The organism is Enterococcus sp. DIV1726a, assembly GCF_051710985.1.
Taxonomy (GTDB): Bacteria; Bacillota; Bacilli; order Lactobacillales; family Enterococcaceae; genus Enterococcus_B; species Enterococcus_B hirae.
Window position 1 is genome coordinate 776,916 of record NZ_JBIOLS010000001.1, and the last position, 12,307, is coordinate 789,222.

At 37.6% G+C, this 12,307-nt stretch carries 13 protein-coding genes and 1 tRNA gene; 11 read left to right on the top strand and 3 right to left on the bottom strand.

Going from position 1 to position 12,307, the window contains the following annotated elements; translation table 11 throughout:
• The 10 genes from IGJ27_RS03575 to IGJ27_RS03620 all read left to right on the top strand — a co-directional run bounded on the left by IGJ27_RS03575 (position 1) and on the right by IGJ27_RS03620 (position 9,707).
• A complete protein-coding gene (locus tag IGJ27_RS03575; protein WP_010738192.1) occupies positions 1-1,014 on the top strand; it encodes a Gfo/Idh/MocA family protein in 1,014 nt (337 codons plus the stop codon).
• 1 nt (position 1,015) lies between these two features.
• Complete coding sequence (locus IGJ27_RS03580; RefSeq protein ID WP_010719765.1) at positions 1,016-2,305, top strand: DEAD/DEAH box helicase; 1,290 nt, start codon at positions 1,016-1,018, stop codon at positions 2,303-2,305.
• 64 nt (positions 2,306-2,369) lie between these two features.
• The gene (locus tag IGJ27_RS03585) at positions 2,370-5,072 is read left to right on the top strand and encodes a sigma 54-interacting transcriptional regulator (RefSeq protein WP_034867831.1); all 2,703 of its coding nucleotides are present in this window, start codon (positions 2,370-2,372) and stop codon (positions 5,070-5,072) included.
• A 154-nt stretch (positions 5,073-5,226) separates the two neighbouring features.
• A complete protein-coding gene (locus IGJ27_RS03590) occupies positions 5,227-5,544 on the top strand; it encodes a PTS sugar transporter subunit IIB (RefSeq protein WP_010719763.1) in 318 nt (105 codons plus the stop codon).
• Between the two features lie 25 nt (positions 5,545-5,569).
• A complete protein-coding gene (locus tag IGJ27_RS03595) occupies positions 5,570-5,890 on the top strand; it encodes a PTS lactose/cellobiose transporter subunit IIA (RefSeq protein ID WP_010719762.1) in 321 nt (106 codons plus the stop codon).
• Positions 5,891-6,014: 124 nt separating this feature from the next.
• Positions 6,015-7,472 carry a PTS sugar transporter subunit IIC gene (locus IGJ27_RS03600; protein ID WP_034698839.1) on the top strand — a complete coding sequence of 486 codons (1,458 nt, stop codon included), beginning with the start codon at positions 6,015-6,017 and terminating at the stop codon, positions 7,470-7,472.
• 63 nt (positions 7,473-7,535) lie between these two features.
• Positions 7,536-7,757, top strand: coding sequence for a hypothetical protein (locus IGJ27_RS03605; RefSeq protein WP_010719760.1), 222 nt, complete (start codon positions 7,536-7,538; stop codon positions 7,755-7,757).
• A gap of 27 nt (positions 7,758-7,784) precedes the next feature.
• Complete coding sequence (locus tag IGJ27_RS03610) at positions 7,785-7,967, top strand: DUF3188 domain-containing protein (protein ID WP_010719759.1); 183 nt, start codon at positions 7,785-7,787, stop codon at positions 7,965-7,967.
• Positions 7,967-8,380 carry a DUF3284 domain-containing protein gene (locus IGJ27_RS03615; RefSeq protein ID WP_010719758.1) on the top strand — a complete coding sequence of 138 codons (414 nt, stop codon included), beginning with the start codon at positions 7,967-7,969 and terminating at the stop codon, positions 8,378-8,380. The genes IGJ27_RS03610 and IGJ27_RS03615 overlap by 1 nt, the downstream gene beginning before the upstream one ends.
• 145 nt (positions 8,381-8,525) lie before the next feature.
• Positions 8,526-9,707, top strand: a complete 1,182-nt coding sequence (locus IGJ27_RS03620; protein WP_178306106.1) for a GNAT family N-acetyltransferase — start codon at positions 8,526-8,528, stop codon at positions 9,705-9,707.
• Positions 9,708-9,865: 158 nt separating this feature from the next.
• Here the strand turns inward: IGJ27_RS03620 and IGJ27_RS03625 are convergent, their stop codons facing one another.
• A complete protein-coding gene (locus tag IGJ27_RS03625) occupies positions 9,866-10,030 on the bottom strand; it encodes a hypothetical protein (protein WP_010719756.1) in 165 nt (54 codons plus the stop codon).
• A 152-nt stretch (positions 10,031-10,182) separates the two neighbouring features.
• Here IGJ27_RS03625 and IGJ27_RS03630 point away from each other — a divergent pair.
• A tRNA-Arg gene (locus IGJ27_RS03630) sits at positions 10,183-10,256 on the top strand.
• 61 nt (positions 10,257-10,317) lie between these two features.
• Here the strand turns inward: IGJ27_RS03630 and IGJ27_RS03635 are convergent.
• Complete coding sequence (locus IGJ27_RS03635; RefSeq protein ID WP_081128588.1) at positions 10,318-10,713, bottom strand: hypothetical protein; 396 nt, start codon at positions 10,711-10,713, stop codon at positions 10,318-10,320.
• Between the two features lie 317 nt (positions 10,714-11,030).
• Positions 11,031-12,263 (bottom strand): aminopeptidase, encoded by a 1,233-nt coding sequence (locus IGJ27_RS03640; protein ID WP_081128590.1) that lies wholly within the window; start codon positions 12,261-12,263, stop codon positions 11,031-11,033.
• Positions 12,264-12,307: the final 44 nt, after the last annotated feature.

Here is a 12,307-nt window from a genome sequence, read left to right on the forward strand (position 1 = left end):
ATGATCAATTTAGGAATTATTGGTACCAACTGGATCACCCATCAATTTGTGCAAGCAGCATTAAGCACGAAACAATATGAATTAACAGCAGTTTATTCGAGACATTTAGAAAAAGCACAAGAATTTGGCGCCAAGTATGAGGGAGATATTGCCTATGCGACAGATTTAGAAACTTTTTTTGGTCTGGAACATCTTGATACGGTATACATTGCTTCGCCTAACAGCCTGCATTTTCAACAAGCAAAACAAGGCATTTTAGCAGGGAAAAATGTCATTGTTGAAAAACCGGCATTTAGTACGCCTAAAGAAATGGACGAAATCATTCATCTAGCGAATGAGAAAAATGTTTATTTTTTTGAAGCTGCACGAAACATCCATGAAGCAGGATTCAAAAAAATTGCTGACTATCTTCCATTGAAAGATGAGATCCTCGGTGCCAACTTTAGTTATATGAAATATTCTTCTCGTTACGATCAAGTACTAGCAGGAGAAGTACCAAATATTTTCTCTACCCGTTTTTCTGGTGGTGCGCTGATGGATCTGGGCGTTTATCTCGTTTATGCTACGATAGGATGGTTTGGGATGCCTTCAGAAGTTCACTATTTCCCACGAAAGATCTCAACTGGTGTTGATGGATTAGGTTGGGGGATCTTGCGTTATGAGACCTTTGATGTCACGATTCAACCTGGTAAAATCGGGGATTCTTACTTACCTTCAGAAATCTACTTTAATTCAGGAACATTAGTCATGAATGGGGTCAATGCGATTGAAAAAGCAGAGTTCCATGATCGAGAACATCAGGAAATTGATGCATTAGCAATTACCGCAGCTGAAAATCCCATGGCAGAAGAGGCAGCTGATTTTGCCAATGTGATCAATCATCCAAACGATCCAGCTTGGGGATTACGATATGAAGAATGGATCGAACTTGCTCGCAATGTGAACCAAGTAGTTTACGATCTTAGAATAAATGGTGGCATCAAATTTGATGCCGATAATGAGGACGATTTTTAAAATGAATGAATTTGTAAAAAACTTTCCACAAGCTTGGCAAGAAAAATGGCAGGAAAAGGGATTTCAAACACCCTCTCTGATCCAACAGGCTGCTTTTCAACCGCTTAAAGAAAAAGAATCAATTATTGGTATTTCACCAACCGGCTCAGGCAAAACATTAGCTTATCTTTTACCTTTGCTGCTGAATGTCCCTAAAGAGGGGGGAAGTACTTTACTAATCCTTGTTTCTTCGCAAGAATTAGCAATTCAAGTCGCAGAAGTGGCTCGTGAGTGGTCAAAAGGATTGGCATTAAAAGTCCAATCACTTGTGGGCGGAGCTAACGTCAAAAGGCAGATCGAAGGTTTGAAAAAACGACCAGAAGTCTTAGTAGGGACTCCTGGACGGGTGCTGGAATTGATGAAGACCAAAAAATTAAAAGCTCATCAGTTGCAAACGATTGTTTTTGATGAAGCAGATCAATTGTTTGATGAGGGGAATCGTTCATTAGTGGAACAAATTTTGCGACAAGCCCCTGTGGACTATCAATTAGTATTCTTCTCAGCAACAGCTGATCGCTCAATCAGTAAAATTGAAGAAATCACAAAGGCTTCCATCCCAGTTGTTGATGTCACAAAAGACGATGATTCTAGAAAAGGTCAGCAACATTACTATTTAAGGATACCACCTCGTAAAAAAGAAGAGTATTTGAGACGGCTTGCTTATGTCACAGATTTTCATGGACTAGTCTTTTTCAACCAACTCAATGAATTAGGGACAATGGAAGAAAAATTACAATTTCGTGGTGTTTCAGTTGGCAGCTTAGCTTCCGATCAAAATAAATTGTTACGTAAAGCAGCACTTGATCAATTCAAGAATAAAAAAATCACGATGTTGTTCACGACTGACGTAGCAGCCAGAGGATTAGATATCGAACAATTACCTTATGTTGTGAATGCCGAAATTCCCTTAACGGAAGAAGCTTACTTGCATCGTTCAGGGCGAACCGGACGGATGGGGAAAGACGGAACCGTGATCACGTTCGTGCAAGATCATACAGTTAAAGAGTTGAAAAAATTAACACGTCATATGGCGATTGATATGGAAGAGATTTTTCTTCATGGTGGACAATTAGTCAAAGAATTGCCACAAAAAGAACTCTCACAAAAAGAAGAAGTCAATGACAAAAACACAAAAAAAACTGCTCCATTTGGTCCTTCGAAAAAAGAACAAGTTGAAAAAAATAGTACGCCAAAGAAAAAGCTTAAAAACAAACAAAAAAAGCAGAAAAATAAAGGAGCAAGGCGCAAATAAGCGCCTTTTTGTGTTATTATATTGAAAACGCAATCAGCGTTATTTGAGGATAGTGGGGGATTGTATGAACGAAAGACAAGAAGAAATATTGGATCTATTGCATGAGAAACAGCAAGGATTGACGGCAAGTGATGTGGCAAAACATCTAAAAATCGATCGAAGTAATGCAAGTCGATATCTCAGCGATCTCTATAAAGACCGCTATATTATCAAAAGTTCCGGCAGACCAGTCGTCTATTCATTGCCTCCGCAAAAAACAGCCTCTGACAAAGTTCACGTTGATGCATCGACCCAAGTGACGTTTGATACACTAGTTGGTGAAAATGATTCTTTGAAAGTAAGCATCCAGCAAGCTAAGGCAGCCATATTATATCCTCCTCGAGGATTGCATACAATCATTTTTGGTGAGACAGGAACGGGTAAATCGATGTTTGCAGAATGTATGTATCATTTTGCGATTGATTCTGAAATGCTCTCAGAAGATGCACCTTTTGTTTCATTTAACTGTGCGGATTATGCGCAGAATCCACAGTTACTGTTTGGACATATTTTTGGAATCAAAAAAGGAGCTTATACTGGGGCATCGCAAGATAGTCAAGGGTTGATTGCGAAAGCGAATGGTGGGATCTTGTTTCTTGATGAAATTCATCGTTTACCACCAGAAGGACAAGAAATGTTGTTTACTTTTATTGATAAAGGGGTCTATCGTCCGTTGGGAGAAAGCGCCCACGTCCATGAAGCATCTGTTCAGATCATTGGAGCAACCACCGAGTCATCCGAAAGTTTTTTGACAACCTTTAATCGCCGAATTCCTATGGCAATCACATTACCAAATCTGGCTTCTCGTTCATTAGATGAACGTTATGAAATCATTTCTTTATTTATCAAACAAGAGGCCAATCGTTTGAATCAACGTATTGATATCGAAAAAGAAGCCATTTTGGCATTTATGCTTTATGATGCAGAAGGAAATATCGGACAAGTCAAGCGTGATTTGAAATTAGTGTGTGCGAAGTCATTTTTACATTATCGGACACATAATGAAGAAAAACTGATTATTCGTAAAGAAGAACTGTCTCTCCAAGTACAAAAAGGGTTATTGAAAATCAAAGAAGTACCTGAACGTTTGGATCGCTTTATGGATAGTAAGAGTCAATACCTGACTTTTGAGCCTGGTTTTGCTGATGTTGTTTGGTCACAAGATCCAGAACGAAACATGCAGGTCTATAATGATATCGAAGAAAAAATGCTTTCTTTATCAGAAACGGGTGTCGAAAGTATTGATTTAGAAACTTTGATCTCGAAAGATGTGGATGCTTATTTCCAAACTTATGTCAAAGAGTTGACAAAGAGTACGATTCCAAAAGATCTGTTGCCAGATGACATTTGGCGGTTAACCAACGAGTTATACGATGTTGCAGAAGCTAGGTTGGATCGAATCTACAATGAAAAAGCTCGATTTGCCTTTGCCCTTCATTTGCAAAGTACATTGGATCGGGTCAAAGAAGGACACATGATTGTTCATCCTGATCTCAACAACGTACGCAAAAATTTTAAAAAGGAATTTCAAGTAGCCATTGATTTATCTACGATCATTGAAGAAGAACAACAAATTGAAATTCCGTTTGACGAAATTGGTTTTATCAGTATGTTTCTTTCCATTAATCTTGGCGAAAGTGAACCAGTAAAAGAAAATAAAGTTGAGGTCTTAGTTTTGATGCACGGCAGACAAACCGCCTCAAGTATGTTGGAAATGGCGCAAGAATTATTAGGAACGAAATTAGGTACAGCATTTAATATGCCGTTAGCCATGGAAGTCCAAACGATGTATGAAGAAGTGCTGGCTTATGTTCAAAATCGTCAGGCAAGTCTGACGAATGGATTGATCTTACTGACGGATATGGGTTCTTTAAATACCTTTGGTGACTTGATTTTTGAAGAGACTGGAATCAAAACGAAAGCAATTACAATGAGTAGTACGATGATCGTGATTGAGGCATTACGGATGGCGAATGTTGGTCGGAGCTTGGAAGATATCTATCAAAGTATCCAGATATCCTTTGAAACGATCGTCAAGGACCAATTCAAAGAAGAACAAACTGAGACCTATGAACGTAAAAAAGCGGTGATCGTTACTTGTTTTACTGGGGAAGGTGTAGCAGCTAAATTATACCAGCGGATTGTTCCTGTAATCGACCAGAAAAAGGTCGAAGTGATCCAAATGCAGTTTTTAGAACGAGAATCATTTAAGCGACACATTGATGCATTATTAGAAGAATATGAGATCAAAGCCATTGCGGGCACGGTAGATGTGGATTACCAAAATATTCCGTTTTTCTCAGCGTATGATGTCTTCAACGATGAGAAATTGAATATGCTCAAGCGGATCGCTGATGATGAAGTTCCAACTGCCAAAATCGTTGATTCATTAAAAGATTCTTTAAATTCGATTTCTTCGGTAGAGCTTTTGATCCATTCTTTACAAAAAAACATCCAGCAAATCCAAACGGATCTCTCAATTATAGTAGAGCCAGGAGTAGATATTGGGATCGTGATTCATTTAGCCTTTTTACTAGATGGACTGATCAAGCATGAGAAGACCCGAGAATTTGAGAATCTGTCTACTTTCTCAAAAATTTATCGTTTAGAAATGGACATCGTTCGAACGAATCTTATTGGATTGGAACGGAAATATCAGGTGAATATCCCAGAAAATGAGATTGCCTTCTTAACGCAAATGTTTATTGAAAATAAAATTAAAAAATAAAACACACTAATCTATTTTTTTACACAGATATCACCAGTGTGCGCACAGAAAAGAAGGACCAAAGGCTATGAAAACGCTATTTTGGTTCTTTTTTTGTTTGGCATGCTTCTTGCATTATAAAAATGTGTAAAACAAATTAAAAGGAGTGGAGAAAATGGCGAAAAAAACGATTATGTTAGTATGCTCTGCGGGGATGAGTACAAGTTTGCTAGTTACGAAAATGCAAAAAGCTGCAGAAGAAAAAGGAATGGAGGCAGATATTTTTGCTGTTTCAGCTTCAGATGCTGATAATAATCTTGAAGCAAAAAATGTCGATGTCTTACTTTTAGGACCTCAAGTCCGGTTTATGAAAGCTCAATTTGAGCAAAAATTAGCACCGAAAGGGATTCCGCTAGATGTAATCAATATGCAAGATTACGGCATGATGAATGGTGCAAAAGTACTAGAACAAGCCGAAAATTTGATGCAATAAATCTATAGGAAATGGAGGAAAAAATGTGGAAGATCAACAAAATCTCGAAGCCATCATGGGACTCATCATGTTTGGTGGTAATGCCAAGAGCGATGCAATGGAAGCGATTTCTGCGGCTAAAAAAGGTAATTTCGAGTTAGCGGATCAAAAAATAATGGATGCAAAGGAATCATTAGTCCAAGCCCATCATTCACAGACGCAAATGTTGACACAAGAAGCACAAGGAAACCATGTTCAGGTCACGTTATTGACCGTACACAGTCAAGACCATTTAATGACGTCGATTGCTTTTACTGATTTAGCAGAAGAACTTATTGAACTTTACCGAAGAATCAATGTCGAATAAAGACAGATGAACGAAAATAGAACCTTCTTTTTTGAACGGAAGAAGAAAAAATTTTGAACGGATTTTTTTAATTTGGTATGAGGAAGCAATTCTTTATATAAACAACTTATAGGAGGATATAAAAATGAACGGATTAACAAGTTGGATGGAGAAATACATCCTTCCGGTTGCCGCAAAAATTGGCGCGCAGAAACATTTAGTTGCTTTGCGTGACGCTTTTATCGGTACTTTACCTGCAACAATGGCGGGATCAGTCGCTGTAATGATCAATGCAATTATTCGAGATTTACCACAGCAATTTAATAGTACGTATGCAGATAGTTTAGCAGCGGACAAAGGAATTTTTGCAGTATTAAATGTTATTATTGGAATTAATGGATTTGTATGGAATGGAACTTTAGCAATTGCCGGCTTGATTTTTGCCTTTTCTTGGGGATACAATCTTGCGAGAGCTTATGGGGTCAATGACCTAGCCGGAGGGATCGTTGGTCTGGCAACTTTGATCCAAGGAATTTCTTTTGGTCCTTCATTGTCAGCCGCTTTGAACGTGAATGTTCCTCAAAATATCGTTGATGCCATCAATGGAACAGAATTAGGGGCAACGATCGCGGATGGAAATTTATCTGTTGGTCTTTGGGGTTGGCTAAAACTTGATCATTTAAATGGAAACTCTTATTTCACAGTCATGATCATGGGTGCTATTTCTGTCATTATTTTCTGTAAATTAATGTTAGCCAACATTACGATCAAAATGCCAGATTCTGTACCACCAGCAGTATCGAAGGCTTTTGCCGCAATTCTGCCAGCAACGATCGCTTTATATGTCATTGCTATTATTAATTATATCGTTGGCCGTATCGCTGACGGACAATTGATCATTGATTTAGTTCAAAAATATATCGCTGAACCTTTCTTGGGATTATCTCAAGGAATCGGTGCTGTTTTGATCGTTACGGTCTTTGTTCAGATCTTCTGGTTCTTTGGTATTCATGGACCAAACGTGTTAGCTCCAGTTTTAGAAGGAATTTGGGGTCAAGCACAATTGATCAATATCGATATTTTCCAAAAAGGTTACAATGGCAAAACAGGAACACCTGCAGTCTTAGATGCAATTGAAGATGGTAAGGCTTATATGTGGGTTCGTGGATCCTTTGATGCCTTCGCTTGGTTCGGGGGTTCTGGTGGTACGATCGTTCTATTGATTGCTATTTTACTCCTTTCTAAACGTGCCGATTATTTGACAGTTGCTAAATTGTCGATCGGACCTGGTATTTTCAATATCAATGAACCAGTTATGTTTGGTTTACCGATTGTATTGAACGCTATCATGTTCATCCCATTCTTATTAGCACCTGTTGTTGCAACAGCTATAGGTTGGGGAGCAACTTACTTTGGTTTGGTCGCCCCAGTATCGCAGTCAGTCGTGTGGGTTGTTCCACCATTCTTACTCTCGTTCCTAGCTACCGGAGCAGACTGGCGTGCGCCAATCGTGACATTAGTATGTATGATCGTTACTTTCTTGATCTGGGCACCGTTCGTTATCTCAGCGAATAAGATGGATCCAGCAGCAGGCGAACAATAAAAATCAATGAGCAGAAGCATTTTTTGCTTCTGCTCTCTAAACAATAATCTAGGAGGAACTAAAATGATTTCAATCGCAAGTGCCATGCAACAAGATGCTATCAAAGAGTTATTAGAAGGTTACAATGAAGATGGCTTTTCATATACATTTAAAGAAAAACAAGGGATCAAATTGTTTTTTGAGACGAGCGCACAAGATAAAGAAGCAGCAGCACAAAAAGCAAAAGCATTAATCAAAGCACAACCATGGGGCACTGTTTTATATTTTCAAGCAACAGCAGTTTAACTGGTTGTAAGATAGGAAGGGTTCAAAATGATGAAAAACGGCTTATTTTTATGTAGTATTGGTTCACTGATCGTATTGTATTGTTTAAATCCTAGTTCGCAAAACTATGATTTGTATAGTATGGCTACAGGACTATTTCTGGCAGGTTTAGGTATACATTTCTTTTTAAAAGGGAAAAAAAGAGAAGAAGCAAAGGGGAAAAATAGCTAATGGAAATCGTTAAAACTTTAAATATTCCAGCATCCTTTTTCTATGATAAAGTGATGGACTCTGTCCTTTTTGATGTACGTAAAGCGACTGGAAAATCGGTTACTCGTAAACAACTTAAAAACCTTGAATACGTCAAACAATTCTCACAAAATAGCCGCGCTCGCATCAAGATCGAGGAAGTTATTGAAAATCAGTCGTATAAATTTCGAACATCTACCACAAAAAATGATTATGTCGTCCATTATCAAATCAAAGCGTTAGATGATAAAACCTGCGAAGTACGTTATACGGAACAAATGCAATCATATGGGATGCTACAAAAATTAAATGATATGATTTTAGGAACGATGTTGATGTATTTTAAAAAACGTCGCTTCAAAAAAATGTTAGTAATGATCGAAGAAACTTACTAGTAAAAAACTAATTGTGGCAAGAAGCAGTTGATTCAGCTAAATAGTGATTTATTGAAATAACATTTTTATTTTGATAAAGTGACTATGGTTGGATCACTGAACTTGACACAATTTTTTATTGTTTTTGATGGAAGGGGTAACAAAAATGGCAAATGAAGTAAAAGAACTTGGTGTTGCTTATCAAGAAGCGATGTTTGAACTAGCAACCTATGCATTTAATGCGCAGGATACACCTGCAAGACGTGAACGATTCAAACTGATCGTTGAAAATTCATGGAATTATGGTTTTTTTGACGAGGAAGAGCAACTCACTAGCCAAGTAATGGCGACGCCTTTTTCTGTTGAATTTTATGGGCAACAGTATTTAATGGCAGGAATCGGTTATGTAGCATCTTATCCTGAAGCTAGGGGACAAGGTGGGATCAATCAAATCATGGAAAAAATCTTAAAAGATTGCCGTGAAAGAAAAGTAAGTCTTTCTTATCTTGCTCCATTTTCTTACCCATTTTATCGTCGTTACGGTTATGAGCAATTGTTTGATAAAATCAATTATCAATTGGATAGTCGAGATGTACCGAACGTGAAAAAGACGGCTGGCAAAATGAAACGAGTGACTTTTGAACAAGCAAGAGAAGTCATAGAAATGATTTATAAACAAATGCCAGCAAATCAACGTGGTGGATTAAGTAGAGAAGACTGGTGGTATACTTATAAGTTTAAGCAAAAGACAGATAATCATTATGCGCTGTATTACGATGAATCTGGTCAAGCAGCGGGATATGTGGTTTACAAGTTAACGGCACCAACATTTGTAGTAGTGGAATGGGGCTATTTGAGTCATGAAGCCTTTCAAGGATTAGTGAGGTTTGTTAGTTCCCATAGTGGGGCGTTTGCTTCTTTTGACTATGCTTGTGGTTATTCAGGTAGTGATCAAAATTATTTGCTTAAAAACCCGTTTGCCCAAATGACGATCACGCCATATATGATGGGCAGAATTGTTGATCTTGAGTTGTTTTTGAAAGACTATCCTTTCAAAAAACAAGCGCTCACTTTTGCTTTAGAGGTAACAGAAGATCCTTACGCACAGTGGAATGAAGGGATCTTTGAGATCACTGTATCAAATGCAGGGGTGAAAATTGAAAAAGTAACAGAAACAAAATTACCAACCATCAGTGGAACCATTCAACGCATGACTCAATTATTAATGGGGTATCGTCAGATGGAAGAACTTGTTTTTTACGATCACATCCAATTGTCAACTGAAGCTCTATTAGAAATGGCGCCATGCTTTCCAAGCCAGCAACCTATTCTAAATGATTATTTTTAAAATGAACGTAAAATATTTGTTGCTCAACGCATATAACGCCCTCCAAGGTTTTCGACGAATTCTTGGAGGGCGTTATCGTATAAAAAGCTATTTTGAAATTTTTTCGATATCATTCTGAAAATCAGATTGCTTTTTTGCCACTGATTTATCTCATTTCTCTACAGCAAATCTTCTTTTTTAGTAAACTTGAATTTGCGACTTTCTTTTTTCTGAGGTTTTTCATCTTCATGCTGTTTAATGGCTTCTTTTGATAGTTGTTCTCGTTCTTGTTTAGAAGCATCAAAGCGTTCAGCATATACTTCTTCTTTTGGTTTGTCTTTCATAAATAAAACCTCCCTCATCACTTGTTGGATAATTCTATTTTATCACTCGTCAAAAGCTAGTGGAAACGTTTTGCTTAGGAAGAAAAATGATTTTTCTAAGAGAAGCTTGCATGTGCTTCTTAAACAAGCTAAAATAATATTATTGAGAACTTGTTCCTGTAGCTCAGTAGGATAGAGCAATCGCCTCCTAAGCGATAGGTCGCTGGTTCAATTCCAGTCAGGAACGTTAAAAACCTGTAACCGTTGTGGTTCAGGTTTTTTTGTTTGTGTGGGACCAAGATAGTTTTCTACGCTACATTCGATTTTTCTGGTGAATGAAAGACAGCTTTTCTAAATTTTTTTGATAAAGGAAAAGTAAACATACAAATAAGCAATAATAACTGGCTCAAAGTGATGATAGTTAAGCAAACTGTTTGGTATTTGACCAGTAAATAAAAATGGATGCCTAATTCGATAATATTAATCAAGATAAGGTACAAGTAGTATTGTTTCTTTATTTTACATTGATAAATACAGTAGAAACTGAACCGATAATCTAAACAAACCAAAAATAGTAAAATGAATTTGTGAATAGTCGTGAGCATATCATGTTGGTTAGCTAAACGATGAAAAAATAATAATACAGTCGGCAGAGGGATATAAAGTGTTAATAGTAAGACAAAAAAATAAACAATAAAAGGCATACTATCTCTCCATCATTTTTTCTAATTTTTAATAATGAATGTTGTTTTTGTCAATCTTATCAAAAAACAGAAAATGTATTAATAGAATTTCGTGATAGATAGTATAAATAATTTTTATAAAAAACTTGAACAACAGGATCAAAAAATCGCTTATTCGACCATCTTTCAGTGATCAGCAGGGAAAAGTGTTGTCTGTAATAGAAATAATCATCACAAAAAAGAGAAGAAGTCTGTAGTACCCCAAAAAGTTAGACCAAAAATCTAACTTTTGGAGGTCGTTTAAGATTTCTCCTCTTTTTTTGTATCGTTTTATCAGATTAAGCCCAGTCACCATTTCTAAATACTGGAACAGTAGAACCGTCTTCACGGATACCGTCAATATTCATTTGGTCAGAACCAACCATAAAATCAACATGGGTTTGACTACGGTTAAGACCAGCTTGCACAAGTTCTTCATCGGTCATTTCAGTACCACCTTCGACACTAAAGGCATACGCAGATCCTAGAGCTAAGTGATTCGACGCGTTTTCGTCAAATAACGTATTGTAAAAGATAATACCCGATTGAGAAATTGGCGAAGGATCGGGAACGAGCGCTACTTCTCCTAATGAGCGTGCGCCTTCATCAGTGTTGAGCAAGGTTTCCAATACTTCTTGACCTTGTTCAGCAGAAAAATCAATGACTTTTCCAGCTTCAAAAGTAAACTTCATCCCTGAGATGATCGTACCTGCATAGCTCAATGGTTTTGTACTAGAGATATAACCATCGATCCGTCGGTAATCAGGTGCAGTAAACACTTCTTCAGTAGGCATATTTGCCATGAATTTTTCTCCACGGGAGTTGTAACTTCCTGCGCCTTCCCAAAGATGATTTTTTGGTAGGCCAATGACGATATCTGTGCCAGGGGCAGTATAGTGTAGGGCAGTAAACTGTTCTTGATTTAATTCAGCAGCTTTTTTCGCTAATTTTTCATCATGTTCTTTCCAAGCCTGTACAGGATCTTCTTCGTAAATACGAGTTGTTTTAAAAATTTGATCCCATAACGCATCCAGTTGTTCTTCTTCTGGTAAATCTGGGAAAACTTTAGCTGCCCATTGTTTACCAGCCGCAGCGACTACAGTCCAGCTTACTTTATTTGCTTGGGTCGCTTTTCTTAGATTCATCATTGCTTTGCCAGCGGCAGTTTGATACGTAGCGATTCGTTTTCCATCTACGCCACCAAAAGCATCTGGATCGGCAGATACAACACTGATTCGGCTAGCGCCTTTAGCGATCCAATCATCAGTCTGATCAATTTTATATTGTGGAACAGTTTCAAGGCGGTCTTGTGCAGCGTAAGAAAGAAATTCTTTTTGGATCACGTCGTCCGTCCATTGTACGATCACTTCAGCTGCACCTAAACGATAGGCTTCTTTGGTGATCAAGCGAGCTAATGGGGCTTGATCGACGTTGATTTGTAAAACAACTGTATGGTCTTTTTCGACGTTTACGCCGGTTTCAACAATTAATCGTGCATATTTTTCGAGGTTCTCATTAAAATTTTCTAACATAATCCATTTCCTCCTAATGTTTCATCCAATAGCTATTTGTATGA